26 protein-coding genes are annotated in these 26,606 nt (G+C 57.5%); 18 read left to right on the forward strand and 8 right to left on the reverse strand.

Translation table 11 applies throughout. The features are described 5' to 3' along the window. Positions 1-20 precede the first annotated feature (20 nt). The 4 genes from IYV58_RS05910 (at position 21) to IYV58_RS05925 (ending at position 6,638) form a co-directional block, all read left to right on the forward strand. Entirely contained in the window at positions 21-566 is a 546-nt protein-coding gene (locus IYV58_RS05910; protein ID WP_004129650.1) for an antibiotic biosynthesis monooxygenase, read from the forward strand. 24 nt (positions 567-590) lie between these two features. Then, complete coding sequence (locus IYV58_RS05915) at positions 591-2,459, forward strand: amidohydrolase (RefSeq protein ID WP_087828311.1); 1,869 nt, start codon at positions 591-593, stop codon at positions 2,457-2,459. A gap of 136 nt (positions 2,460-2,595) precedes the next feature. Next, positions 2,596-5,247, forward strand: coding sequence for a DUF2339 domain-containing protein (locus IYV58_RS05920; protein WP_195729479.1), 2,652 nt, complete (start codon positions 2,596-2,598; stop codon positions 5,245-5,247). Then, entirely contained in the window at positions 5,244-6,638 is a 1,395-nt protein-coding gene (locus IYV58_RS05925; protein WP_049115827.1) for a DUF3999 domain-containing protein, read from the forward strand. The genes IYV58_RS05920 and IYV58_RS05925 overlap by 4 nt, the downstream gene beginning before the upstream one ends. A gap of 47 nt (positions 6,639-6,685) precedes the next feature. On the opposite strand, the gene IYV58_RS05930 is transcribed toward IYV58_RS05925, so the two are convergent. Together IYV58_RS05930 and acpH are read right to left on the reverse strand one after the other, a co-directional pair. Further along, the gene (locus IYV58_RS05930; protein ID WP_004099418.1) at positions 6,686-7,288 is read right to left on the reverse strand and encodes a peroxiredoxin; all 603 of its coding nucleotides are present in this window, start codon (positions 7,286-7,288) and stop codon (positions 6,686-6,688) included. A 170-nt stretch (positions 7,289-7,458) separates the two neighbouring features. Next, positions 7,459-8,040, reverse strand: coding sequence for an ACP phosphodiesterase (gene acpH, locus IYV58_RS05935; RefSeq protein WP_004129663.1), 582 nt, complete (start codon positions 8,038-8,040; stop codon positions 7,459-7,461). 91 nt (positions 8,041-8,131) lie between these two features. On the opposite strand from acpH, the gene queA reads away from it, so the two are divergent. From queA to IYV58_RS05975, 8 genes are all read left to right on the forward strand, one after another. Then, complete coding sequence (gene queA, locus IYV58_RS05940; protein WP_004129664.1) at positions 8,132-9,202, forward strand: tRNA preQ1(34) S-adenosylmethionine ribosyltransferase-isomerase QueA; 1,071 nt, start codon at positions 8,132-8,134, stop codon at positions 9,200-9,202. Positions 9,203-9,255: 53 nt separating this feature from the next. Next, on the forward strand, positions 9,256-10,383 hold the full coding sequence (gene tgt / locus IYV58_RS05945) for a tRNA guanosine(34) transglycosylase Tgt (protein ID WP_004129667.1): 1,128 nt from the start codon (positions 9,256-9,258) through the stop codon (positions 10,381-10,383). A 22-nt stretch (positions 10,384-10,405) separates the two neighbouring features. Further along, positions 10,406-10,738: a preprotein translocase subunit YajC gene (gene yajC, locus IYV58_RS05950; RefSeq protein WP_004099423.1), complete on the forward strand. Its 333-nt coding sequence runs from the start codon at positions 10,406-10,408 to the stop codon at positions 10,736-10,738. A gap of 27 nt (positions 10,739-10,765) precedes the next feature. Beyond that, positions 10,766-12,613, forward strand: a complete 1,848-nt coding sequence (gene secD, locus IYV58_RS05955) for a protein translocase subunit SecD (protein WP_071532289.1) — start codon at positions 10,766-10,768, stop codon at positions 12,611-12,613. Between the two features lie 10 nt (positions 12,614-12,623). Continuing rightward, on the forward strand, positions 12,624-13,595 hold the full coding sequence (gene secF / locus IYV58_RS05960; protein WP_004129671.1) for a protein translocase subunit SecF: 972 nt from the start codon (positions 12,624-12,626) through the stop codon (positions 13,593-13,595). A 116-nt stretch (positions 13,596-13,711) separates the two neighbouring features. Continuing rightward, the gene (locus IYV58_RS05965; protein ID WP_049115826.1) at positions 13,712-15,103 is read left to right on the forward strand and encodes a M24 family metallopeptidase; all 1,392 of its coding nucleotides are present in this window, start codon (positions 13,712-13,714) and stop codon (positions 15,101-15,103) included. 64 nt (positions 15,104-15,167) lie between these two features. After that, complete coding sequence (locus IYV58_RS05970; protein WP_004129676.1) at positions 15,168-15,533, forward strand: VOC family protein; 366 nt, start codon at positions 15,168-15,170, stop codon at positions 15,531-15,533. Positions 15,534-15,547: 14 nt separating this feature from the next. After that, the gene (locus tag IYV58_RS05975; RefSeq protein WP_004129678.1) at positions 15,548-16,237 is read left to right on the forward strand and encodes a helix-turn-helix transcriptional regulator; all 690 of its coding nucleotides are present in this window, start codon (positions 15,548-15,550) and stop codon (positions 16,235-16,237) included. A 47-nt stretch (positions 16,238-16,284) separates the two neighbouring features. On the opposite strand, the gene IYV58_RS05980 is transcribed toward IYV58_RS05975, so the two are convergent. Continuing rightward, positions 16,285-17,169: a nucleoside-specific channel-forming protein Tsx gene (locus IYV58_RS05980; RefSeq protein WP_004129680.1), complete on the reverse strand. Its 885-nt coding sequence runs from the start codon at positions 17,167-17,169 to the stop codon at positions 16,285-16,287. A 295-nt stretch (positions 17,170-17,464) separates the two neighbouring features. After that, a complete protein-coding gene (locus IYV58_RS05985; RefSeq protein WP_195729480.1) occupies positions 17,465-18,007 on the reverse strand; it encodes a SadB/YajI family lipoprotein in 543 nt (180 codons plus the stop codon). Positions 18,008-18,154: 147 nt separating this feature from the next. Here IYV58_RS05985 and nrdR point away from each other — a divergent pair, with 147 nt between their 5' ends. From nrdR to pgpA, 6 genes are all read left to right on the forward strand, one after another. Beyond that, positions 18,155-18,604: a transcriptional regulator NrdR gene (nrdR, locus tag IYV58_RS05990; RefSeq protein WP_004099449.1), complete on the forward strand. Its 450-nt coding sequence runs from the start codon at positions 18,155-18,157 to the stop codon at positions 18,602-18,604. A gap of 4 nt (positions 18,605-18,608) precedes the next feature. Continuing rightward, entirely contained in the window at positions 18,609-19,712 is a 1,104-nt protein-coding gene (gene ribD / locus IYV58_RS05995; RefSeq protein WP_049114422.1) for a bifunctional diaminohydroxyphosphoribosylaminopyrimidine deaminase/5-amino-6-(5-phosphoribosylamino)uracil reductase RibD, read from the forward strand. Positions 19,713-19,805: 93 nt separating this feature from the next. Beyond that, positions 19,806-20,276, forward strand: a complete 471-nt coding sequence (gene ribE / locus IYV58_RS06000) for a 6,7-dimethyl-8-ribityllumazine synthase (RefSeq protein ID WP_004129690.1) — start codon at positions 19,806-19,808, stop codon at positions 20,274-20,276. Between the two features lie 19 nt (positions 20,277-20,295). Next, entirely contained in the window at positions 20,296-20,715 is a 420-nt protein-coding gene (gene nusB / locus IYV58_RS06005) for a transcription antitermination factor NusB (RefSeq protein ID WP_004099457.1), read from the forward strand. 75 nt (positions 20,716-20,790) lie between these two features. Beyond that, positions 20,791-21,768, forward strand: coding sequence for a thiamine-phosphate kinase (thiL, locus tag IYV58_RS06010; protein ID WP_004129692.1), 978 nt, complete (start codon positions 20,791-20,793; stop codon positions 21,766-21,768). A 25-nt stretch (positions 21,769-21,793) separates the two neighbouring features. After that, positions 21,794-22,261 carry a phosphatidylglycerophosphatase A gene (gene pgpA, locus IYV58_RS06015; RefSeq protein WP_032721293.1) on the forward strand — a complete coding sequence of 156 codons (468 nt, stop codon included), beginning with the start codon at positions 21,794-21,796 and terminating at the stop codon, positions 22,259-22,261. 140 nt (positions 22,262-22,401) lie between these two features. On the opposite strand, the gene IYV58_RS06020 is transcribed toward pgpA, so the two are convergent. From IYV58_RS06020 to xseB, 4 genes are read right to left on the reverse strand one after another with little or no spacing between them, the layout of a single operon-like run. After that, on the reverse strand, positions 22,402-23,376 hold the full coding sequence (locus tag IYV58_RS06020) for an aldo/keto reductase (protein WP_195729481.1): 975 nt from the start codon (positions 23,374-23,376) through the stop codon (positions 22,402-22,404). Between the two features lie 60 nt (positions 23,377-23,436). Continuing rightward, positions 23,437-25,299, reverse strand: a complete 1,863-nt coding sequence (gene dxs / locus IYV58_RS06025) for a 1-deoxy-D-xylulose-5-phosphate synthase (protein ID WP_004129698.1) — start codon at positions 25,297-25,299, stop codon at positions 23,437-23,439. A gap of 18 nt (positions 25,300-25,317) precedes the next feature. Next, positions 25,318-26,217 carry a (2E,6E)-farnesyl diphosphate synthase gene (gene ispA / locus IYV58_RS06030; protein WP_004129701.1) on the reverse strand — a complete coding sequence of 300 codons (900 nt, stop codon included), beginning with the start codon at positions 26,215-26,217 and terminating at the stop codon, positions 25,318-25,320. Next, positions 26,218-26,460 (reverse strand): exodeoxyribonuclease VII small subunit, encoded by a 243-nt coding sequence (xseB, locus tag IYV58_RS06035; RefSeq protein ID WP_004129702.1) that lies wholly within the window; start codon positions 26,458-26,460, stop codon positions 26,218-26,220. Between the last annotated feature and the right edge of the window lie 146 nt (positions 26,461-26,606).

The following is a 26,606-nucleotide window of genomic DNA, read 5'->3' on the forward strand; positions in this document are numbered from 1 at the left end:
CCTGAAGCAAGGAACTCTTAATGGCGCAACAGAAATCGGTGACCCTGGTGATCAGCCATGTGCTCGACCCGGAGCATGGCCAGCGGTATGAAGCGTGGCTGGGCAAAATTATGCCGATTGCGGCAGAGTTTCCCGGCCATCTTGGCGCAAACGTCATTCGTCCGGCCCCCGGGCAGAATTTATGGAGCGTGATTATTCGCTTCGACACCATTGAGCATCTTTATGCCTGGACCCAGTCGGAGACCCGCCGCCAGCTGGTGGCGGAAATTGCGCCGCTGCTAAGCGAAGGCGATCGTACCGAAGTCCGGACTGAACCGGCCTTCTGGTTTACGCCGCCCGCGGCGAACGTGCGCCAGCCGCGACGCTGGAAGCAATTTTTAATCACCCTGCTGGTGATTTTCCCCAGTACTAACCTGGTGCCGTCGATAACCGGAATACTGTTGCCCTCGCTGAAGGGAAGCCTGTTGCTGCATCTGATCAATGATGCCTGTGTGGTCGCGCTGGTGGTCTGGTTCTGGATGCCCATCGTGACCCGTCTGTTTGCTGGCTGGTTAAAGAAAAACTGAGCCAGCCTCCTGAAGGAGTGCGTTATGTCGCAAACTGCCACACTGATCCTGACCCACGGTCGGGTTCATACTCTCGATCGTCAACACCCTCTGGCCGATGCGGTGGCGATCGCTGACGGTAAAATTCTCGCCGCCGGTAGCCACGATCGTATCATGAGCTTTGCCGCTGAAGGGACGCAAATTATCGATCTTAAAGGCCATACGGTGATCCCCGGCCTGAACGACTCCCATCTGCACTTGATCCGCGGCGGTCTGAACTACAATCTGGAGCTTCGCTGGGAGGGGGTTCCCTCGCTGGCGGACGCGCTACGGATGCTAAAAGATCAGGCCGATCGCACGCCGTCGCCGCAGTGGGTGCGGGTCGTCGGCGGCTGGAGCGAATTCCAGTTCGCTGAACGGCGGATGCCGACGCTGGAGGAGCTTAATGATGCGGCGCCGGATACCCCGGTGTTTGTCCTGCATCTGTACGATCGCGCATTGCTTAACCTCGCGGCCCTGAAGGCGGTGGGCTACACCAAAGAGACGCCGGATCCGGCGGGCGGCGAGATCGTTCGCGACGGCAACGGTAATCCTACCGGCATGCTGATCGCCAAACCCAACGCCATGATCCTCTACTCGACGCTGGCCAAAGGGCCGAAGCTGCCGCTGGAACTTCAGGTCAACTCAACGCGACAGTTTATGCGCGAGCTGAATCGTCTGGGGCTGACCAGCGCCATTGATGCCGGGGGCGGTTTCCAGAACTACCCGGAAGATTATGAAATTATTGAACAGCTGCACGCCAAAGAGCAGATGACCGTGCGGATTGCCTATAACCTGTTTACCCAGCGGCCTAAGCAGGAGCTGGAAGATTTTGAGCGCTGGACCGATATGCTCAAGCCGGGACAGGGCACCGATTTTTACCGCGCCAACGGCGCCGGGGAGATGCTGGTTTTCTCGGCGGCGGATTTCGAAGACTTCCTCCAGCCGCGTCCGGATCTGCCGGAAGGGATGGAAGATGAGCTGGAGCGGGTGGTGCGCCACCTGGTTGAACATCGCTGGCCGTTCCGCCTGCATGCCACCTATGATGAATCCATCAGCCGGATGCTCGACGTCTTCGAGAAGGTGAATCGCGATATTCCGTTCAACGGTCTGCACTGGTTCTTCGATCATGCGGAAACCATCACCGAGCGCAATATCGAACGCGTTAAAGCGCTGGGCGGCGGCATTGCCGTGCAGCACCGTATGGCTTTCCAGGGCGAATATTTTGTCGACCGCTACGGTAAAGATGCGGTCAAACATACGCCGCCGGTGGCGAAAATGCTCGAGCTGGAGGTTCCGGTGGGGCTGGGGACGGATGCTACCCGCGTGGCGAGCTACAATCCGTGGACCGCGCTCTACTGGCTGGTTTCCGGCCGTACCGTCGGCGGGATGGCGATGTATGACGACAGCAACCGCCTGCCGCGCGACGTGGCGCTGGAGCTGTGGACGGCGGGAAGCGCGTGGTTTTCCAGCGAACAGGGTAAGAAAGGGCGGATTGAACAAGGCCAGCTTGCCGACCTGGTGGTGCTCTCCAAAGACTATTTCAGCGTCGCGGAAGAGGAAATCAAGGGGATCGAGTCGGTGCTGACGGTGGTGGACGGCAAGGTGGTGTACGCCGCCGGACACTTCTCGCCGCTGGCGCCGCCGCCCATTCCGGTGCTGCCCGAGTGGTCGCCGGTGGTGAAGGTTCCGGGTCATTACCGTTCCGCGCCGCCGACGGCCGCGAAAATCGGTGCAATCGTGCAGATGCACCAGTGCTGCGGCAGCTGCGGCGTACACGGGCATCAGCATGATATTGCGCGCAAATCGTCGATACCGGTTGCCGATGAGCAGGCATTCTGGGGCGTGCTCGGCTGCTCCTGCTTTGCTTTTTAGCGCGACGGGCGCTTATCAGTACCGGTAGGCCAATGAGAGCATCAACGCCCTCATTGGCCTTTTTCATTTTCTCGGATAGCGCTGATAAGACAATGTGTGTCATTCTGCTCCCTCTTCAAACAGTGAAGGTGGGAACATGGACGATCTACTGATCTTTGGCGCCGTGATTTTATTCTGCGGGCTGGTGGTTGGGCCGCTCGTCGCGATTGTCGCTCTCAGGCGCAGCGCGGCGGTCCGTTTTGAGCTGGCGGCTTTGCAACGTCGGGTTGAGGAGCTTGAGCGATGCGGCGTCGCGCCTGCGGCAGAGACCACCGCCTTCGCGCCGACAACGCCAGAAGCCGCTATCGCTGCTGACGCGATGACGGTGAAGCTCAGTGAGCCTCGACCGGAGCCCGTGGCTGAAGCCATCGATCCGTGGCGCGCGCAGCCAACGCCGCAACCGCAGCCAGAGCAAAAGGCGGCCTCTTTCCCCGAAAGCAAGCCATCTTCCGCCTTTGGCGGAATAATATCGTCACTGGCAGGCTGGTTTATGCAGGGCAATCCGCTGGCGAAGCTCGGGATCCTGCTGCTGTTTCTTGGCCTCTCCTTTCTGCTGCGCTATACCGTGGAACACGCTCTGTTCCCCCTCGAATTACGTCTGGTCGCGGCGGCGCTGTTCGCGGTCGTCCTGCTGGCTGTCGGATGGCGATTGCGGCATAAGCAACCGGTGTACGCCCTGATCTTGCAGGGTGGGGCAACGGGCGCGCTCTATCTCACCGTTTTTGGCGCCTTTCGCCTGTGGCAGATGCTGCCGATGACCCTGGCGTTTGCGCTGTTGGTGGCGATCTGCGCGGCGAGCGTTGGGTTGGCGATTGTGCAAAAAGCGCTCAGCCTGGCCATGCTGGCGAGCCTTGGCGGTTATCTTGCGCCGCTGCTGCTCTCTACCGGCGGCGGCAGCCATGTGGCGTTGTTCTCCTTCTATCTTCTGCTGTCGGTCGGCATTCTTGCCATTAGCATCCGCCAGCACTGGCGCGAGCTTAATCTGCTTGGCCTGCTGTTTACCTTTGGCGTTGGCGGCCTGTGGGGGCTGAATGAGTATCGGCCAGCGTTTTACCTGAGCTGTCAGCTGTTTTTAATTGCCAATACGCTTATTTTTGGCGTGTTGAGCGTGGCGCTGTCGCTGCGGGCGCAGGAAAAAGGTCGTCAGATTATTGACGGCGTGCTGCTGTTTGCGCCGCCGCTGGTCGGTTTTGGTATGCAGTACGCCATTACCCGGCATATGGAATACGGCCCGGCGCTTAGCGCGCTGGGCTACGGCGGTTTCTATCTGGCCCTTGCCTGGCTGGCGCTGCGTCGCTACCCCTCTTTAGGGAAGCCGCTGGTGCTGGCGGCGCTGGCGCTCGGCGGCGCCTTTACCACGCTGGCCATCCCGCTGGCGCTGTCGGCTCGCTGGACTGCGATGGCCTGGTCGCTGGAAGGTCTTGGCATCCTCTGGCTGGGCGTGCAACAGCAGCAGCGGCGCATGAGTTACAGCGGTACGGCGTTACTTGTACTGGCAGTTGGCAGCGCGCTATGGGCGCAGGCGAATGGCGCCACGCCGCTCTCTTTGCTGCTGATTTTCGCCGTACTCAGCCTTAGCTGGCTGGTTGCCGCCTGGCTGTGGCGAACCGTCCAGGTGCAGGGCAGTTGGGGGCTGCTTATCGGCGGCCTGTTGTTCTGGATGGTGGCGCTTGTGGGCGCATCGCAGCTGGCGGTGAGTAAAGACACGCAGATTGTCTTTGGCGTGCTGGCGGCGCTGGCGGCGTCGGTGTGGTGCTGGCGCGCAGCCGCCGCGCGCTTAGCCTGGCAAGAGCTGGATGCGAGCAAATGGCTGCTGTGGCCAATGATGCTGATGGTGCTGTTTTACCAGCTGTCCCAGCAGCAGATTTTCGCTGCTGGCTGGAAAAATCTGGCCTGGTGCGCGGCGCTACCCGCGGCGGCGGCCCTGCTCTGGCGTGATGGGCATTCACTGCCGCCGCGCCTGAGTAAGCTTGCCCACCTGTCGCTGTTGTGGATGATTTTGCTGGCGCTGGCAATGGAGCTGTTTTGGTTTACCCTGGATTTGCCGTGGGGCATGTCGGCCTGGGCGAGCGGATTAATGATGGCGGCGGGCGGGATGCTGATTTTCCTCGTCTCGGAAGCCGTTCATCGGCAAGTGTGGCCATTCCGGGTATGGCCTGCGCTGTATGCTTCTCAGGCGATGATACCGGTGGCGGTGGCGCTGGGATGCCTGTTAATGCTGACGAATGTGCAGGATGGCACAGTCTACGGTCAGACCTATTTGCCGCTGATTAACCCGTTGGAAGAGGGCGCCGCTTTTGCGCTGCTTGGGCTGACGATATTTTACCGCGTTTCGCGGCGTTATTTTCCGCTGCAGCTATCGGTATGCCGCCCCTGGCCCGTCGTTGCTTTGCTGGCGCTCGGCTTCTGGTGGCTGAATGGTCTGCTGCTGCGCGCCCTGGCCTGGTACGGCGAGGTGGCCTGGAGTATCGAGCCGCTGTGGCATTCGCGTTTAATTCAGACCACTTTCGCGCTGGTCTGGACGCTGGCAGCGCTGACGATCATGCTGCGCGCGACGCGGCGACTTTCCCGCCGCGAATGGCTATGCGGCGCGGCGTTGTTAGGCGTTGTCATTGTGAAACTCATGCTGGTGGATAGCGCAGGCGGCGGCGGGCTGGCGCGGGCTGTTGCGTTTATCGGCGTGGCGATTTTGGTGTTGATCGTCGGGTATTTTTCCCCGTTACCGCCCAAAGCAGGAGAAGAAAAATGAAATGGATGAAAGCGGTGTTATGCGGCGTGCTGCTGGGCGTGACGGGCGCGGCTGTCAGCGGCAATGAAGCGCGAGAAAAACCACTGGATTATATGCAGGGGGTGATGCTGGAAACCAGCGGCGCGTCGCCCTGGTATCGCGTCGAGCTTTCCCCGTTGCTCTATCAGGGGACGGCATGGCCTGATTTGCGCGATGTGCGGGTATTTAACCATCAGGGAGATACGGTACCGTTCGCGCTGCAGGTGCAGAAGGCGCAACCCGTTACGCCTGAAGCGATGACGCTACGGCTTTTCCCTCTGCAGATGTCGCCGGTTCCGCCGCGTGAAGAGGGGCGACGCGGCGGAGAGTCGCTGGTCCTGCGTTCAACAACGGGGATCGAAATTCACCTGGAAACCGATGATGCGAAGGCGCTCGGGCAGAGCTATTTACTGACGCTGCCGGCGGATAAGACGGACGCTTTCGCGCTGGCTCAACTGCGGCTGAACTGGGAATCGTTGGCGGCTAACTGGCAGGGGAAAGCGTCGCTGTATTCCAGCCGCGATTTGAAGTACTGGCGCTCTGTTCAGGAGGATGCGCCTCTTATGGATCTGACGCGCGATAGCGATCGTTTGAAAATGGACACCATTAGCGCTGACCTGACGCTCTCCGCGGACGGGAATCGTTACCTGCTGCTGATCCTCGATGCGCAAAGCAAGGCGCCGGCGTTAAATAGCGTGACGGCTCTGGCGGAACGCAGAGAACCGGAGTCTACGCGCATTGAGCTTGATGCTCAGGCGGACAGGGTTTCAGATGAGGAGGCCGTTTGGCGCTGGGCCCGGCCTCAGCCGCTGACTTCGCTCAGAATATCGCTGGCAGGCGAAGGGGTTCTACCGGTCGAGCTTGCCTGGCGCAGCGGCGAAAATGAGCCCTGGCAGCCGCTGACGAAAACCGTGCTGTATCAGCTGGACGGCAAGCGTTCGGACGATATTCCTCTGTCAGGTCAACCGGTTGAAGCGGTTCGCATGAAGACGATTAATGCCCGCTTATCGGCGTCGCTGCCGGCGATAAGCGGCGCGCGCGATAAATACCAGCTGGTCTTTAATACCCAGGGAAAAGGGCCTTATATGCTGGCCTGGGGAAACCGGGCGGCGCAAAAGGCAGATGTCGCCCTGGACATGCTGATCCCGCCGTCGCTGCGTAAGACGCAGTCTGTGAATGATCTCCCTCTGGCGGTCGCGCAAGAAGACGTCATGCTGGGCGGCGAAGCGCGGTTAACGGCGACGTCTGCTGCCGAGCAGCAAAGCAGCTGGAAAACGCTGCTGGTATGGGGTGCGCTGATATTTGGCGTCGTTGTGCTGGCGTTGATGGCGTGGCGCATCTGGCGTGAAGTGAAAAAAAGCGGCTCCGTATAAAACAAAAAAGGCTCGCGTCTGCGAGCCTTTTGCCGAACGTACGCCGATTACAGGCTGGAAACGTTCTCGGTCAGGTATTTAGCCACGCCTTCCGGAGAAGCGGCCATCCCTTCTTTTCCTTTTTCCCACTGCGCCGGGCAAACTTCGCCGTGCTCTTCGTGGAACTGCAGCGCGTCAACCATACGCAGCATTTCGTCGATGTTACGGCCCAGCGGCAGATCGTTAACCACCTGGTGACGAACAACGCCGTTAGCGTCGATCAGGAAGGAACCGCGCAGGGCAACGCCTTCGTCCGGATGCTCGATACCGTACGCTTTCTGGATTTCGCGTTTGATGTCAGCAACCATCGCGTATTTAACCGGGCCGATGCCGCCCTGGTCTACTGGGGTGTTACGCCATGCGTTGTGGACGAACTCGGAGTCAAAAGAAACGCCAACCACTTCTACGCCGCGTTTCTGGAATTCTTCGTAGCGCTTGTCAAAAGCGATCAGTTCAGACGGGCAAACGAAGGTGAAGTCCATCGGCCAGAAGAACAGAACGGTGGCTTTACCGCTGGTGTGCTGTTTGAAGTTGAATTTCTCAACGATTTCGCCGTTACCTAAAACAGCTGCCGCGGTGAAGTCCGGAGCCTGACGAGTAACCAGAACCATATGATTCTCCTGTTAATACTAAGGTTAATTGGAACGCAACGCGGGCAAGTATAGGGAGCGGTGCGGAGGAACTCAACGTGACGCTGACAATCGATGAGATAGGTTTTGTCTATCAATCGTTATTTAAAAGCGCTTTTCAGAATAGCGTTTTCTGAAAAAAGCGCAATCTTTTACAGTTCGCGTTTTTTCGCCTGCGCCATCATCTGCGGGTAGAAGCGCCAGAACTGCTCCTCCAGCCGGTCGTAGTGGGTATCCAGATCCTGCCAGGAATCGCGCAGGGCATCCAGCCGCGGACGGCGGCTGGCCATCCCGTTCAGCACGCGCTGAATAAACTCCATATCCCGATAGCGTTCAAGCCAGCGCTCAGACCAAAGGTATTCGTTGAGATTGACAAAACGCGGCGGAGAATCGGGCAAAATAAACGTGACCTGGGCGTGGGCGTAGCGGACAAACTCCGGCAGCGGCAGTTCGGGCGACAGCTGCGCCCAGTGGCGTGACAAGAAATGGTCCCACATCACGTCCAGGGTGATGGGCGCGACCCGGCGCGTTTCGGGGCGAAACCACCCTTTGGCTTCGGCGACTTCGGGCAGGTTATCCGTCAGTACATCGATCCGCCGGTGCATAAAGATGCCCTCTACGACGTCAGCCGGCCATTCGCCGGCGGGGTCGCCGCGAACGAAATCGGCCAGTAAATTACCGGAAAGGGAGCTGTCAGCGAGATGGGCAAGGTGCAGGTGTGCGAGAAAATTCATGCGATTCGTTATCCGGATACGGCTAGTTGTTGCAGCGAAGAGGTGTGAGCACTAGACTAAGCCGCCTGTTTTTAAGTCATGAGTATATGCCATGCGCGTCGCCGATTTCTCCTTTGAATTACCCGAATCCCTGATTGCCCACTATCCCATGCCCGAGCGCAGCAGCTGCCGCTTGCTGTCATTAGACGGGCCGACGGGCGCGCTGACGCACGGTACTTTCACCGATTTACTCGACAAGCTCAACCCAGGCGACCTGCTGGTTTTTAATAATACCCGCGTGATCCCGGCCCGCCTGTTTGGTCGTAAAGCCAGCGGCGGCAAGATTGAGGTGCTGGTCGAGCGTATGCTCGATGATAAACGTATTCTGGCACATATTCGCGCGTCTAAAGCGCCGAAACCCGGCGCCGAGCTGCTGCTTGGCGACGATGAGAGCATTAAAGCAACGATGGTTGCACGCCACGACGCGCTGTTTGAAGTGGCTTTCGACGACGCGCGCAGCGTACTGGATATTCTCAACGCTATCGGCCATATGCCGCTGCCGCCGTACATTGAGCGTCCGGACGAAGAGGCCGACCGCGAGCTGTATCAGACCGTATATAGCGAAAAACCGGGCGCCGTGGCTGCGCCCACCGCCGGCCTGCACTTTGACGAGCCGCTGCTGGCGAAGCTGCGCGAAAAAGGCGTTGAGATGGCGTTTGTTACGCTACACGTCGGAGCGGGGACCTTCCAGCCAGTGCGCGTAGACAGCATTGAAGACCACATTATGCACTCTGAATATGCGGAAGTGCCGCAGGAGGTGGTCGATGCGGTGCTGGCGGCAAAAGCGCGCGGGAACCGGGTGATTGCGGTCGGGACGACCTCGGTGCGTTCGCTGGAAAGCGCGGCGCAGGCGGCGAAAAACGATCTGATTGAGCCCTTCTTCGGCGATACGCAGATTTTTATCTATCCGGGCTATCAGTACAAAGTCATTGATGCGCTGGTGACCAACTTCCATCTGCCTGAATCCACGCTGATTATGCTGGTCTCCGCGTTTGCCGGCTATCAGCACACCATGAACGCCTATAAGGCTGCGGTAGAACAAAAATATCGCTTTTTTAGCTACGGGGACGCGATGTTTATCACGTACAATCCGCAGGCTATTTTTGAACGTGTCGGGGAATAAGTCCGCGATGCGCGTGTTTAACGTCAGACTGTTTTTCTGACGCAGGAGTGATAATGAAATTTGAGTTAGATACTACCGATGGTCGCGCGCGTCGCGGCCGTCTTGTGTTTGAGCGCGGCGTCGTTGAAACGCCAGCGTTTATGCCGGTCGGCACCTACGGTACCGTAAAAGGAATGACGCCGGAGGAAGTTGAAGCGACCGGCGCGCAAATCATCCTCGGCAATACCTTCCACCTGTGGCTGCGTCCGGGCCAGGAAATTATGAAGCTGCACGGCGACCTGCACGACTTTATGCAGTGGAAAGGGCCGATCCTCACTGATTCCGGCGGCTTCCAGGTCTTCAGCCTCGGCGATATTCGCAAGATCACCGAACAGGGCGTGCATTTCCGCAATCCGATCAACGGCGATCCGATTTTCCTCGATCCGGAAAAATCGATGGAGATTCAGTACGATCTCGGTTCCGATATCGTGATGATCTTCGATGAATGCACGCCATACCCGGCGGACTGGGATTACGCTAAGCGTTCGATGGAAATGTCCCTGCGCTGGGCGAAGCGCAGCCGCGACCGTTTTGACGGTCTGGGCAATAAAAATGCGCTGTTTGGCATTATTCAGGGCAGCGTTTACGAAGATTTACGTGATATCTCTGTTAAAGGTCTGGTAGAGATTGGCTTTGATGGCTACGCTGTCGGCGGTTTGGCTGTCGGCGAGCCGAAAGAAGATATGCACCGTATACTGGAGCACGTCTGCCCGCAGATCCCGGCCGACAAGCCGCGATACCTGATGGGCGTCGGTAAGCCGGAAGATCTGGTCGAAGGGGTGCGCCGCGGGATCGATATGTTCGACTGCGTCATGCCGACGCGCAATGCGCGCAATGGCCACCTGTTCGTCACCGACGGCGTGGTGAAAATCCGCAACGCGAAGCACAAGAGCGATACTTCGCCGCTGGATGCAGAATGTGATTGCTACACCTGTCGCAACTATTCACGCGCTTACTTGCATCATCTGGACCGTTGCAACGAAATATTGGGCGCGCGCCTCAATACCATTCATAACCTTCGTTACTATCAGCGCTTAATGGCTGGTTTACGCAAGGCTATTGAAGAGGGTAAATTAGAGAGCTTCGTGACCGATTTTTACCAACGTCAGGGTCGAACCGTTCCACCTTTGAACGTTGACTAATTTTAATAATGAGGGAATTTCAATGAGCTTTTTTATTTCTGATGCGGTAGCAGCAACCGGTGGCGCGGCGCAGGGTAGCCCGATGTCTCTGATCCTGATGCTGGTGGTGTTTGGTCTGATTTTTTACTTCATGATCCTGCGCCCACAGCAGAAACGCACCAAGGAACATAAAAACCTGATGAACTCCATTGCCAAAGGCGATGAAGTACTGACCAACGGCGGCCTGGTTGGGCGCGTCACTAAAGTCGCGGAAAGCGGTTACATCGCTATCGCGCTGAACGATACCACTGAAGTGGTTATCAAACGTGACTTCGTAGCTGCCGTTCTGCCGAAAGGCACCATGAAGGCGCTGTAATTACCCATTTTCCCTAAGGGAACTGCCGTGTTAAACCGTTATCCTTTGTGGAAGTACGTCATGCTGGTCGTCGTTATTGTCGTCGGCTTAGTGTATGCGCTTCCCAACCTGTATGGTGAGGATCCGGCTGTTCAAATCACTGGCGCGCGCGGCGTCGCCGCCAGTGAGCAAACGCTGATCCAGGTCCAGAAAACACTACAAGAAGAAAAAATTACCGCGAAGTCTGTGGCACTGGAAGAGGGCGCAATTCTTGCGCGCTTCGACACCACTGATATCCAGCTGCGCGCGCGCGAAGCGCTGATGGGCGTGCTGGGTGACAAATACGTCGTGGCGCTTAACCTTGCTCCGGCAACCCCGCGCTGGCTGGCGGCCCTTTATGCCGAGCCGATGAAGCTGGGTCTTGATCTGCGCGGCGGCGTGCACTTCCTGATGGAAGTCGACATGGATACCGCGCTGGGCAAACTGCAGGAACAAAATATCGACAGCCTGCGCAGCGAACTGCGTGATAAAGGCATTCCTTACGCGACCGTGCGTAAAGAAGACAACTACGGCCTGAGCATCGCTTTCCGCGACAGCGCCGCGCGCGACCAGGCTATCTCCTACCTCAGCCCTCGTCACCGCGATCTGGTTATCTCCACTCAGGGCAGCACTGGCCTGAAAGCCGTGATGACCGACGACCGTCTGAAAGAAGCTCGCGAATATGCCGTTCAGCAGAACATCAATATCCTGCGTAACCGTGTAAACCAGCTGGGCGTTGCCGAACCTCTGGTTCAGCGTCAGGGCGCCGACCGTATTGTGGTTGAACTGCCGGGTATCCAGGACACCGCGCGTGCGAAAGAGATTCTCGGCGCGACCGCGACCCTGGAATTCCGTCTGGTTAACACCAACGTTGATAGCGCCGCGGCGGCCTCCGGTCGCGTTCCGGGCGACTCGGAAGTGAAATATACCCGCGAAGGCCAGCCGGTTGTGCTGTACAAGCGCGTCATCCTCACCGGTGACCACATCACCGACTCGACGTCGAGCATGGATGAGTACAACCAGGCGCAGGTTAACATCTCCCTGGATAGCGCTGGCGGCAACATCATGTCTAACTTCACCAAGGACAACATCGGTAAACCGATGGCGACCCTGTTTGTGGAGTACAAAGACAGCGGTAAGAAAGATGCCAATGGTCGTGCGATTCTGGCGAAAGAGGAAGAGGTGATTAACATCGCCAACATCCAGTCTCGTCTGGGTAACAGCTTCCGTATTACCGGCATCAGCAACCCGACCGAAGCGCGCCAGCTCTCCCTGTTGCTGCGTGCAGGCGCGCTGATTGCGCCGATTCAGATTGTTGAAGAACGGACCATCGGTCCAACCCTCGGTATGCAGAACATCAAGCAGGGCCTGGAAGCGTGTCTGGCCGGTCTGGTGGTCTCCATCCTGTTTATGATCTTCTTCTACAAGAAGTTCGGCCTGATTGCGACCTCTGCGCTGGTGGCTAACCTGGTGCTGATTGTCGGCATTATGTCTCTGATTCCGGGGGCGACGCTGACCATGCCGGGGATTGCGGGGATCGTCTTAACCCTTGCGGTGGCGGTCGATGCGAACGTTCTGATTAACGAACGTATTAAAGAAGAGCTGAGCAACGGGCGTTCCGTGCAGCAGGCGATTGACGAAGGTTATCGCGGCGCGTTCAGCTCCATCTTTGATGCCAACATTACGACGCTTATCAAAGTCATTATCCTGTACGCGGTCGGTACCGGTGCCATTAAAGGGTTTGCGATTACCACCGGTATCGGTATTGCGACCTCAATGTTTACCGCTATCGTCGGCACCCGTGCCATCGTGAACCTGCTGTACGGCGGCAAGCGCGTTAAAAAGCTGTCTATCTGAGGAGTGCGTTGTGGCACAGGAATATACTGTTGAACAATTGAACCACGGCCGTAAAGTCTGGGACTTTATGCGCTGGGACTACTGGGCTTTCGGCATTTCAGGTTTTCTGCTGATTTTGTCCATCGCTATTATTGGCGTGCGCGGGTTTAACTGGGGTCTGGATTTCACCGGGGGTACGGTGATTGAGATTACCCTCGAAAAACCTGTCGATATGGACCAGGTGCGCCAGTCGCTGCAGAAGGCGGGCTTTGAAGAGCCGCAGTTGCAAAACTTCGGTAGCAGCCGCGACATCATGGTGCGTATGCCGCCGGTGCATGACGCCAACGGCAGCCAGGAGCTGGGCAGCAAGGTCGTTACCGTCATTAACGAATCAACCAGCCAGAACGCGACGGTCAAGCGTATTGAGTTTGTGGGTCCGAGCGTTGGCGCCGATCTTGCGCAGACCGGCGCGCTGGCGCTGATCGCCGCGCTGGTGTGTATCCTGATCTACGTCGGTTTCCGCTTTGAGTGGCGTCTGGCGGCTGGGGTGGTTATCGCGCTGGCGCACGACGTGGTGATCACCATGGGCGTGCTGTCGTTACTGCATATCGAGATTGACCTGACCATCGTGGCCTCGTTGATGTCGGTGATCGGCTACTCGCTGAACGACAGTATCGTGGTATCTGACCGTATTCGTGAAAACTTCCGTAAGATTCGCCGCGGTACGCCGTACGAAATCTTTAACGTGTCGTTGACGCAGACGCTGCACCGTACCTTGATCACCTCCGGGACGACCTTGATGGTTATCCTGATGCTGTATCTCTTCGGCGGGCCGATTCTGGAAGGCTTCTCGCTGACCATGCTGATCGGCGTCTCCATCGGTACGGCTTCTTCTATCTACGTCGCGTCCGCGCTGGCGCTGAAGCTGGGCATGAAGCGTGAGCACATGCTGCAGCAGAAAGTCGAGAAAGAAGGGGCGGATCAGCCGTCAATTCTGCCGTAAGGGCATTGGCGTGTTGATAAACGAATCCCGGTCGCAAGGCCGGGATTTTTTTATTACAGCCGCTCGGATTTTGGTTACTCTCCGGTATCAGCGTTAAATGACATGGAGAAATGCCGATGGCTGTCGTAACTCTTTCCACCGTTCCTCAACCCCCTCTCTGGCGCGATGTGCCTTCCGTTACCCTCGATGACGACACGCTGCGGCAGCGCAAAGCCAAAGTACTGGCGAGGATGCTGCAGCGCGGTTTAGACACGCTTATCGTCTATGCCGATAAAGAGCACGGCGGCAATTTTGAGTATCTCACCGGCTTTATTCCCCGTTTCGAAGAGGCGCTGCTGGTGCTGCATCGGGACGGCGAGGCGGTGCTGGTGCTGGGCAACGAGAATCTCAAGCTCGCAGGCTATGCCCGGCTGGAAAACCGGGTCATTCACGCTCCGTGGTTTTCGCTGCCTAATCAGCCGATGGATACCCGCAAAACCCTGGCTCAGTTGCTCCAGGAGGCCGGCGTCGCCGCGGGAAAAAGTATCGGCCTGGCGGGCTGGAAGCTCTTTACCGGCGCGGCTGATGACCGCTCGCAGATGTTCGATCTGCCGGCATTTATCGTTGACGCTCTTCGCCAGACCGCCGGGCCGCAGGCGAAATTAAGCAATGCCACCGGTATTTTTATCGATCCGGCAGAGGGGGCGCGAATCACTAATAATGCCAACGAGCTGGCGCATTATGAGTACGGCGCTAATCTGGCTTCTACCGCGATTTTGACCGCGCTTAACGCCATTGCGCCGGGTAAAACGGAAAAGCAAATCGGCGCGCTGCTGGCGGCGGAAGGGCAGCCTAATAGCGTGGTGATGATTGCCGCCACCGGCGATCGCTTTGCCTGGGCGAATCTCTATCCGGGCGATAAGGTCATTCAGCGCGGAGATAAATTCTCGCTGACCACCAGCTTCAAAGGTGGCCTGAGCAGCCGCGCCGCTTACGTGGTGGCCGATGAGCGAGAGCTGGCGCCGGAAGTCGCCGATTATCTTGAGGTGGTGGCGAAGCCCTACTTTAAGGCGGTGGTTAACTGGCTGGAAAATCTGCGCATTGGCATGCGCGGCGGCGATATGTATGCGCTGATAGAACAGGTGTTGCCGAAGGCGGAATATCACTGGCACCTCAATCCCGGGCATCTGGTCGCGGATGAAGAGTGGCTCTGTTCGCCCATTGGCCCCAATTCAGCCGCCACCCTGCAAAGCGGGATGATATTGCAGATCGACATCATTCCTTCCCGCGCGGGCTACGGCGGCGCAAGCATTGAAGATACCGTGGCGCTTGCCGATGGCCCTTTGCGTCAGGCGCTGGCGCAGCGCTACCCTCAGCTCTGGCAGCGTATTGTCGCCCGCCGCTTGTACATCGGCGAGCAGCTTGGCATTGTGCTGCCTGAAGAGGTGTTGCCTTTTTCCAGTACCGTGGGGTATCTGCGCCCGTGGCTGCTGAGCCGCGAGCGCGCGCTGGTGTGCGCACCCTACTGACACAATGCTGTCAGTAGGCCTGTCATACACTCCTCCTGAACCCAAACAATGGACAGGAGGATGTATGAACAACGTAATTAACTGGTTTGAGATTCCGGTGGTGGAGATGGATCGTGCCGTGGCGTTTTACGAGCCGGTGATGCAGGTGACGCTGCGTCGGGAAAAAATGGATTGCATCGAAATGGCCGTTTTTCCGTATGAGGACCCGGCTCCCGGCGGCGCGCTGGCAAAGTTCGATGGCGTTAAGCCCTCCGATCAGGGATGTATTATCTATCTGCATACTGACAATCTGGCGGCCACGCTCGATCGCGTCAACTCGGCGGGCGGAAGCTGCGTGTTTGGCCCCCTTGAGCTGGCGGACGATATCGGCACGATTGCCCTTTTTAATGATAGCGAGGGTAATCGGATTGGCCTTCACCAACCTGCGTAAATGAGACAACAGAAATGAGCCGACGCGCCGACCGCCTTTTTCAAATCGTTCAGATCCTGCGCGGTAGGAGATTAACGACCGCCGGACTGCTGGCCGAGCGGCTTGGCGTATCGGAGCGCACGATCTACCGCGACATTCGCGATCTTTCGCTCTCCGGCGTCCCGGTTGAGGGGGAGGCCGGAAGCGGCTACCGGCTGCTGGCGGGCTACGACCTACCGCCGCTGATGCTGACAACCCAGGAATCGGAAGCGCTGGTAGCCGCTATTCGGCTGCTGCAAACCTGGGGCGGCGCGTCGCTATCCCTGGCGCTGGAATCGGCGCAGGAAAAAGTGCTGGCCATTTTGCCTGCCGAGAGCCGGCGCAAGGCGGAGCAGTCGCGGCTGTTTGCTCCCGACTTTGGCGCTCAGGGCTATAGCAAAGATCAATTTGATTTAGTGCATCGGGCAGTTTCCGCCCAGCAGGCGCTGGCGCTGCACTACCGCGATGAAGCGGGAAAGGTATCGCAGCGTGAAGTGCTGCCGCTGGGGCTATTTTTCTGGGGCGAGCGCTGGCTGCTGGTGACCTGGTGCGAGCTGCGGGAAGATTATCGCTGTTTTCGCCTCGACCGCTGCCTGGAAATTTCCGCAACCGGGCGTCATTTTAGCGAACGAGCCGATCGCTCATTGAGTGATTTTTTACGTAAGGTGAGATGCGAAGAGCGCTAGCTTTTTATATTTTCCCCGGCGTATTCGCCGGGGAAAATTCGCGCCGATTAGAAGTTGTAACCAACCACGAAGTAACCACCCCAGCCGGTCGAGCGAACGTTAAAGTCGCCGTCGCCGAAGTTCAGCTTCGCGTCGTCAGCCCACTGGCCGCCGTTGTGGAAGTAACGCGCCACGACGGAGTAGTGCCAGTGATCGTAGTTCAGCGCCAGGATATGGCTGGAAGCAATGGAGTTGCTGGTGCGTGAATGCTTACCGTTCAAATCATAAGAGTTGTCATCGCCCAGATCGGAGCCCCAGTCAAAGTTGGTGAAGCCGATATAGCTCAGTGAACCGCCCCACAGGTCGGTCAGCGGCACAAAGTATTTTACTTTGAAGCGGTAGCCGTCCCACTCGTTCTCGTTAGACGCGCCATAGTTTTGCCACTGGTATTTCGCATAGACGTTCAGCGACAGGCTCATCGGCAGGCCGGTATCGATATCGGTACCCAGACCCATATACCAGGTGCTCTGACGACCGGACTTGTTGCGGCCCATGTCGTAGATGTAGTTGTTGGCGAAATACCACTCTTTAAACGGGCCGAAGCTGAGGTCGGTACCGGTCAGTTTGTCGATAGAGAAGCGCGGCTCAATTTCCATAAACAGCGGCGAACCGTGGTTCCAGATGCCTTTCGCGTTGGTGTTACCGCCGAAGAAGACCGGCGCATCCATATAGCCATAGAAATCAAACCAGTCTTTCTTGGCGAACGCTTCATATTCCAGATAAGTATCGTTACGGATCTGTGGCCCAAAACGAGTGTGGTAGCTACCCACCACGTTCACACTCTGGTGCCACCAATCAGACAGATATTGCGGTTTGTCGTTTTCTGCCGCGCTGGCAGAGAAAGATGCGGAGAGCGCCAGAGCTGCGCCGGCGGCCAGTAATGTTTTTTTCATAATGATGCCACTGTTTAAATTAAGCCTGAAGGCGTTAAAAGAAGCGCCGAAGCGTTTCTAAATATTTCGTATTTCTGTGGCGTCTATTATAGGAATCATTGCTCACAAAAATATGTGTTGTTTCACATAACGAACATTAACGTAATCGATTGCGTTCACGATTTTATGCATTTCTTGACGGAATGCCACTGAAATTCATAAATCCTGTCAATTTTTAGTGAACTGAATGGAAAATCTGTAAGTGGATTGGCGCGAGAGGGGAAGCCGGATGTTCGCGACACCCGGCAGAAGGGAGTTACGGCAGGTTTGCGGGCTGGATATCGTGGATGCGGACAAAGCCAACCTGCTCGGGCGTTACGCCATTCAGGCGCAGCGGAATATCGACATCGCTCGGCGCCAGAACGCTTGCCGGGGCGCTAATCAGCTGATTTTGCACGTTAACTTCCTGATAGCTATCAGTGGTGCCGCTGATCTGCCCCGAGGCCACCGTCGCGCTAAAGGCCGGCAGCGGATCGTTTGATTCACCCTGGATGCGCAGCGTCAGGCGGGTACCGTCGCCATCCTGAGTGATATTGAGCAGAGACATGCGCAGGGTACCGATCTGGCTTTTCAGGCGGGCCGGCGTTTTCGCGGCCGGTAGCAGATAAACGCCGCTGCTCGATTTCGCATTCAGCACGTTTTGCTGGGTGATTTTGACCGTCTGCTGATTGAGTTGGGTCATCTCTTTGCTCAGCGTGCTCACGCTCTGGTTCATCTGGCGGATTTCGCTTTGCTGCGCGCAGGCGCTGAGGGTGAAAATGCTACCCACAATGGCCAGTTTTAAATAACGTCTTGTCATAGTTGGGATTCCGTTAACAGAGGATGCTTAATGGTAGATCGTTCGGATAATCGCACTATAGATCCTTTGTCTCAAAAGCTCTTTCTTTGTTGTCGGGTCACTTCGCGGTAAACTACCCGTTAGTTTAACTACATGTCAGGACGCGCCATGCATTGCCCTTTCTGTTTCGCCGTAGATACCAAAGTTATCGACTCTCGTCTGGTGGGCGAGGGCTCTTCCGTGCGTCGTCGTCGTCAGTGTCTGGTCTGTAATGAACGCTTTACGACGTTTGAAGTGGCGGAACTGGTGATGCCGCGGGTCGTAAAAAGTAACGACGTGCGCGAGCCTTTTAATGAGGACAAACTGCGCAGCGGAATGCTGAAAGCGCTGGAGAAGCGTCCGGTCAGCTCGGACGACGTCGAGATGGCGCTTAACCACATAAAAACCCATCTGCGCGGGACCGGCGAGCGCGAAGTGCCGAGTAAAATGATCGGCAACCTGGTGATGGAGCAGCTGAAAAAGCTCGATAAAGTCGCCTACATCCGCTTTGCTTCCGTCTACCGCAGCTTCGAAGATATCAAAGAGTTCGGCGAAGAGATCGCCCGCTTACAGGACTGAGCCCATGCAGGACGAAATGTACATGGCGCGAGCGCTGAAGCTGGCCGCGCGCGGACGCTTCACCACTCACCCCAATCCGAATGTCGGCTGCGTGATCGTTAAAGATGGCGAGATCGTCGGCGAAGGTTTTCACTATCGCGCCGGCGAACCGCACGCGGAAGTGCACGCGCTGCGCATGGCGGGCGAAAAAGCGCAAGGCGCGACGGCGTACGTCACGCTGGAACCCTGTAGCCATCACGGTCGTACGCCACCGTGCTGCGAAGCGCTGATTGCCGCGGGAGTAAGCCGTGTGGTAGCGGCGATGCAGGACCCGAACCCGCAGGTCGCGGGGCGTGGTTTGTACCGTTTACAGCAGGAAGGGGTAGACGTCAGCCATGGGCTGATGATGAATGAAGCCGAAGCGCTGAATAAAGGCTTTCTTAAACGCATGCGCACCGGCTTTCCTTATATCCAGTTAAAAATGGGCGCATCGCTGGATGGGCGTACGGCGATGGCCAGCGGGGAGAGCCAGTGGATCACCTCGCCGCAGGCGCGGCGCGATGTGCAGCGCCTGCGCGCGCAAAGCCACGCCATCCTGACCAGTAGCGCGACGGTGCTGGCGGATGACCCGGCGCTAACCGTACGCTGGGACGAGCTCAACGCCGACACTCAGGCGCTGTACCCGCAGGAAAACCTGCGTCAGCCTCTACGCATCGTTATCGATAGTCGGAATCGCGTCACCCCGCAGCATCGCATCGTGGAGCAGGCAGGTGAAACGCTATTTGCCCGTACCCGAGAAGATGAACGCCAGTGGCCGGAGAGCGTACGCACGCTGCTGGTGCCGGAGCATAACGGTCGCCTGGATCTGGTTGTACTGATGATGCTGCTGGGCAAACAGCAAATGAATACGATTTGGGTGGAAGCAGGCCCCACCCTTGCCGGCGCGCTGCTCGAGGCCGGGCTGGTGGACGAGCTTATCGTCTATATTGCGCCTAAACTGTTAGGCAGCGATGCGCGCGGATTATGTGTACTGCCGGGGCTTGAGAAACTTGAGCAAGCACCCCATTTCAAATTCAATGAGATACGTCATGTAGGCCCGGATATTTGCCTGCATTTAGTGAACGCTTGATTTCCCCGGACAAAAGGGAAAGCAGTGCGCCGATTATTATGATAGAATCCGCCCCCCTTGCGGGGCCAAATGAACTGAACCCGAAGGAAGAGTATGAACATTATTGAAGCTAACGTTGCTACCCCGGACGCTCGCGTCGCCATCACCATTGCGCGTTTCAACAACTTTATCAACGACAGCCTGCTGGATGGCGCGATTGACGCCCTGAAGCGTATTGGCCAGGTCAAAGATGAAAACATTACCGTTGTTTGGGTTCCAGGCGCGTATGAGCTGCCGCTGGCGGCTGACGCACTGGCGAAAACCGGTAAGTATGACGCGGTGATCGCGCTGGGTACCGTTATCCGTGGCGGCACTGCGCACTTTGAATATGTGGCTGGCGGTGCAAGCAATGGCCTGGCGCACGTCGCTCAGGACAGCGGAATCCCGGTAGCCTTCGGTGTTCTGACCACAGAAAGTATTGAACAAGCCATCGAACGCGCTGGCACCAAAGCCGGTAACAAAGGCGCTGAAGCAGCGCTGACCGCGCTGGAAATGATTAACGTATTGAAAGCCATCAAGGCCTGATTTTTGTAAGGGGAATTCCGTGAAACCTGCTGCTCGTCGCCGCGCCCGTGAGTGTGCTGTCCAGGCGCTTTACTCCTGGCAGTTGTCCAAAAACGACATCGCTGATGTCGAATACCAGTTCCTGGCGGAACAGGATGTGAAAGATGTAGACGTTCTGTATTTCCGCGAACTGCTGTCCGGAGTGGCGACTAACAGCGCGTATCTCGACGGCCTGATGAAGCCGTATCTTTCTCGTCTGCTGGACGAGCTGGGTCAGGTGGAAAAAGCGGTGTTGCGTATCGCACTGTTTGAGCTGTCAAAGCGTAGCGATGTACCGTACAAAGTTGCGATTAACGAAGCCATCGAACTGGCGAAAACCTTTGGCGCTGAAGATAGCCATAAGTTTGTCAACGGCGTGCTGGACAAAGCTGCCCCGGTAATTCGTCCCAACAAAAAGTAAACTCCAGGGCCGGTTTTTGTAGAGTCTCACTCTTGCAAACCGGCCTTATTCTTTTCTTTTTCTGAGGCATAACGTATGGCATGCGGCGAATTTTCCCTGATTGCCCGTTATTTTGATCGCGTAAAAAGCGCTCGTCTTGATGTTGAAACCGGCATTGGCGACGACTGCGCGCTCCTGAACATCCCCGAGAAAAAAACGCTGGCAATCAGCACCGACACCCTGGTGGCGGGAAACCATTTTTTACCCGATATCGACCCTGCCGACCTCGCTTATAAAGCGCTGGCGGTCAACCTGAGCGACCTGGCGGCAATGGGCGCTGAACCGGCGTGGTTAACCCTGGCCCTGACCTTGCCGGAAGCGGACGAAGCCTGGCTTGAAGCCTTTAGCGACAGCCTGTTTGTGCAGCTCAACTATTATGATATGCAGCTCATTGGCGGCGATACCACACGCGGACCGCTGTCGATGACGCTGGGTATCCACGGCTTTGTGCCGACGGGACGCGGCCTGAAGCGTTCCGGGGCGAAGCCGGGAGACTGGATTTACGTCACCGGCACGCCCGGCGATAGCGCCGCGGGTCTGGCGATTTTGCAGGATCGGCTGCAGGTTGAAGATGACGCCGACGCGGATTATCTCCTGGCGCGTCATCTGCGTCCGCTACCGCGGGTTCTGCAGGGGCAGGCGCTGCGCGATTTAGCGAATTCCGCCATCGATCTCTCCGACGGCCTGATTTCCGACCTGGGGCATATTCTTGACGCCAGCGGCTGCGGCGCGCGCGTCGATCTCGATGCGATGCCGTTCTCGGATGCGATGCTGCGCCAGGTTGAGACGGAACAGGCGCTGCGCTGGGCGCTCTCCGGCGGTGAAGATTATGAGCTGTGCTTTACCGTGCCTGAACTCAATCGCGGGGCGCTGGACGTGGCCCTTGCCAATCTCGGCGCGCGCTTTACCTGTATTGGACAGATACTTCCGCAATCGGAAGGTCTGCAGTTCATGCGGGAAGGTAAGCCCGTTACGTTCGATTTTAAGGGATACGATCATTTTGGCGCGGAGTAGAGATGCGGCGAAAAGCCGCCTGAAGATGAGCAATCCCTGGCATCTGCTGGCAACGGGCTTCGGCAGCGGCCTTAGCCCGGTAGTTCCCGGCACAATGGGGTCGCTGGCGTCGATCCCCTTCTGGTATCTGCTGACGTTACTCCCCTGGCAGCTCTATTCGCTGGCGGTGATGATGAGCATCTGCATTGGCGTCTATATTTGCCACCGTACGGCGAAAGATATGGGCACCCACGATCACGGCAGCATCGTCTGGGATGAGTTCGTTGGGATGTGGATTACCCTGATGGCTTTACCGACGATGGACTGGCAGTGGGTCGCCGCCGGCTTTGTGATTTTTCGCATCTTTGATATGTGGAAGCCGTGGCCTATCCGCTGGTTCGACCGCAATATTCACGGCGGGATGGGGATCATGGTCGACGATATCGTCGCCGGGGTGATTTCCGCCGGGGTGCTGTACGTGATTGGCCACCACTGGCCGATCGGTCTTTTCTAAATAAAATCCGGCCCGCCCCTGGGAAATCGAGCAGGCAGGCTTTCCCGGAGGCGGTGGTGAACTCGTCGTCCGCAGATGCTGGTGAACCTGTAGCCCGGCTAAGCGCAGCGCGAGCCGGGAATCAGGTAGGGAACCGTGCGTTACTTGAACCCGACGATCGGGTGCGGTTTATACGGCGTCTCCAGCTTTTCAATCTGCTCCGGCTTCAGCGTTAAATCGACCGCATGCAGCAGCTCATCCAGCTGCTCCTGCCTTGAGGCGCCGATAATCGGCACGGCAACGCCCGGTTTACTCAATAGCCAGGCCAGCGCGACCTGGGCGCGGTTGGCATCAAGTTCTTCCGCGACTTCAGCCAGGTTTGTCGCAATCTGTTCATCATTCTCATCCATGGCGTTGTAGAGCGATTTACCGACTTCATCTGATACCAGACGGGCGGTAGTTTCCCCCCACGGACGCGTCAGGCGGCCACGCGCCAGTGGGCTCCACGGCATCACCGCGACGCCTTCACGACTGCACAGCGGCAGCATCTCTTTTTCTTCTTCACGATAAATCAGATTGTAGTGATCCTGCATGGTGACGAAGCGGACCCAGTTATTCTGCGTCTGCAACGCCAGCGCTTGGGCAAACTGGCGGGCATGCATCGACGATGCGCCGATATAGCGGGCTTTACCCGCCTTGACGACGTCGTTTAGCGCTTCGAGGGTTTCTTCAATGGGCGTGGTGTAATCCCAACGATGGATCTGCAGCAGATCGACATACTCCATGCCGAGGCGACGCAGGCTGTCGTCGATGGAACGCAGGATCTGCGCGCGCGACAGCCCCTGCGGCAGATCGCCCACCTGATGGTAAACCTTGGTGGCGACGATAACGGAATCGCGTCGAGCGTATTCGCGCAGCGCGCGCCCGAGGATCTCTTCGCTGCTGCCGTCAGAGTAATTATTAGAGGTGTCGAAGAAGTTAATGCCGCCTTCGAGAGCGTATTTTATCAGCGGACGGCTACTCTCTTCCGGTAAGGTCCATGCATGGTTACCGCGGTCCGGTTCGCCAAAGGTCATGCAGCCGAGACAGAGTCGGGAAACGCGGAGATCGGTATCGCCAAGAGGGATGTAGTGCATAGTGCGCTCCTGCTACGGGTAAAGGGTATCCTTTAAGCATAGCAGGAGCGGTGACGGCAATTATGCCAGCCAGGCGTGGATTTTGGCTTCGATGCCGGCGGCGTCCAGGCCGAGGTCGGCATGCGCTTCTTCCTGGGTTCCCTGCGGGATGAAGAAATCAGGCAGGCCGAGATTCAGCACTGGAACCGCGCGGCGGCGCGACATCAGCAGCTCGTTTACGCCGCTGCCGGCACCACCCATAATGGCGTTCTCTTCCAGGGTGACCAGTACCTCGTGTTCTGCGGCCAGCTGTAGCACCAGCGCTTCATCCAGCGGTTTGGCAAAGCGCATATCCACCAGGGTGGCGTTAAGCTTTTCCGCGACTTTTGCCGCCTGCGGCAGCAGCGTGCCGAAGTTCAGAATCGCGATTTTTTCGCCTTCGCGTTTCACCACGCCTTTACCGATAGGCAGCGAAGCCAGCGGTTCAAACGCCGCGCCGGTACCGGAGCCGCGCGGATAGCGCACCGCGCTCGGGCCGTCGTTGTAGTGATAACCGGTATACAGCATCTGGCGGCATTCGTTCTCGTCGCTCGGGGTCATGATAACCATATCCGGGATGCAGCGCAGGAAGGAGATATCAAACGCGCCCTGGTGAGTTTGCCCATCTGCGCCGACAATACCCGCGCGGTCGATAGCGAACAGCACCGGCAGCTTCTGGATGGCGACATCGTGAATCACCTGGTCATAGGCGCGCTGCAGGAAGGTGGAGTAAATCGCCACCACCGGCTTATAGCCGCCAATTGCCAGACCGGCGGCAAAGGTCACCGCGTGCTGCTCGGCAATAGCCACGTCGAAATACTGGTCGGGATATTTTTTTGAGAACTCGACCATCCCCGAGCCTTCGCGCATCGCTGGCGTAACGGCCATCAGCTTGTCATCTTTCGCGGCGGTTTCGCACAGCCAGTCGCCAAAGATTTTCGAGTAAGAGGGCAGGCCGCCGCTGCTTTTCGGCAACACGCCGCTGGTGTGATCGAATTTCGGCACCGCGTGGAAGGTGATCGGGTCTTTTTCGGCGGGCTCATAGCCGCGGCCTTTTTTAGTCATAATATGCAGGAACTGCGGCCCTTTCAGGTCGCGCATATTCTTCAGTGTATTAACCAGACCGATAACGTCATGACCGTCCACCGGCCCAATATAGTTAAAGCCCAGCTCTTCAAACAGCGTCCCCGGGACGACCATCCCTTTGATATGTTCCTCGGTGCGTTTGAGCAGCTCTTTAATCGGCGGAACGCCGGAGAAGACCTTTTTACCGCCTTCGCGCAGCGTGGAGTAGAGCTTGCCGGAAAGCAGCTGAGCCAGATGATTGTTTAGCGCGCCAACGTTCTCGGAGATCGACATTTCATTGTCGTTGAGTACCACCAGCAGGTCGGGTTTAATATCGCCAGCGTGGTTCATTGCTTCAAACGCCATTCCCGCGGTTATCGCCCCATCGCCAATCACGCAGACCGCGCGGCGCTGCTTATCTTCTTTGGCAGCGGCGATGGCTATCCCGATGCCGGCGGAGATGGAAGTAGACGAGTGGCCGACGCTCAGGACGTCATACTCGCTTTCTCCGCGCCACGGGAAGGGGTGCAGCCCGCCTTTCTGGCGGATGGTGCCGATCCGATCGCGGCGTCCGGTCAGAATTTTATGCGGGTAAGCCTGGTGGCCGACGTCCCAGATTAGGCGATCGAAAGGGGTGTTATAGACGTAGTGCAGCGCCACGGTCAGTTCTACCGTGCCGAGGCCGGAGGCAAAGTGCCCACTGGAACGGCTGACGCTGTCCAGCAGGTAACGCCGCAGTTCGTCGCACAGTTTCGGCAGGCTATCTTTCGGCAACAAACGCAACTCCTGGGTGGAATCCACCAGCGCCAGGGTCGGGTATTTGGCAATATCAAAACTCATCAGAGACTCATTTATTGTTTATTTATCACGCTGAATTATGTAATTCGCGAGCGCTTCCAGTGCCGTGGTATCCAGAGATTGCGCAGCCAGCTCAGTTAACGACCGGCGGGCATCGGTAATCAGGTCATGGGCCTTTTTCCGGGCTTGCTCAAGTCCCAGAAGGGCGGGGTAGGTACTTTTGCCCAGCTGCTGGTCGGCTCCCTGACGTTTGCCAAGGGTGGCAGTATCCCCTACCACGTCGAGAATGTCATCCTGGACCTGGAAGGCGAGACCGATATTTTCGGCGTATCGATCGAGAGCGGGTAGCGCCTTACGCCCGGCTTCACCTGCGCTCAGCGCGCCCATTCGTACCGCGGCGCGAATTAATGCGCCGGTTTTATGGCGATGAATACGCTCCAGCGACGCCAGGTCAACCTGATGGCCTTCCGCTTCCAGATCCAGCGCCTGACCGCCGCACATGCCAGCGATGCCGCTGGCCTGCGCCAGTTCGGAAATCATCGCCAGGCGATCGCGATCCGGCACTTCAGCCATGGGCGCATCGCTTAGTATAGAAAACGCCAGCGTTTGTAGAGCGTCTCCGGCAAGAATTGCGTTCGCTTCGCCGAATTTAATATGGCAGGTCGGCTGGCCGCGGCGTAAATCGTCATCGTCCATCGCCGGGAGGTCGTCGTGCATCAGCGAATAGGCATGAATGCATTCAACGGCGGCGGCAGGGGCGTCCAGCGTAGCGCGGCTGACGCCAAACATGTCGCCGGTGGCGTAAACCAGGAACGGGCGCAGGCGTTTGCCGCCTAATAATGCGCCATACTGCATGGCTTCAACCAGCGGAGTGTTCTGAAAAGGCTGCGGGGCGATAAAACGGCGCAGCGCTTCGTTAGCCTGCTCAACGCACGCCTGTAGCTGTTGCGGGAAGTCCATTTATTCAGCGTCCGGCGTGAAAGGAGTAAGCGGCGCGTCTTCGCTATCCGCCAGTAGAATTTGTACGCGCTGCTCGGCCTGCTGCAGCTTTGCCTGCCCCTGGCGCGCCAGCTGGATCCCGCGCTCAAATTCGCCGAGCGCTTCTTCTAACGGCAGCGCGCCGCTTTCCAGACGATTAACTATTTGCTCCAGCTCGCCCAGGGCGGTTTCGAAGCTGGCCGGGGCCTCATTTTTCTTTGGCATAGTGAATATAGACTCTTGTAATGTCTCGATGGCTATCAATATGGTAACGAAGTCGCGCGGTTAATCAAATAACGCGCAATGCCAGGTGAAAAGCGCCCAATAGTGGTATACTCCGCGCCCTGGATGCAGACGCCGGTTGCGCCTGT

Source organism: Klebsiella sp. BDA134-6 (assembly GCF_015601345.1).
In the GTDB taxonomy this organism is placed as follows: domain Bacteria; phylum Pseudomonadota; class Gammaproteobacteria; order Enterobacterales; family Enterobacteriaceae; genus Klebsiella; species Klebsiella grimontii.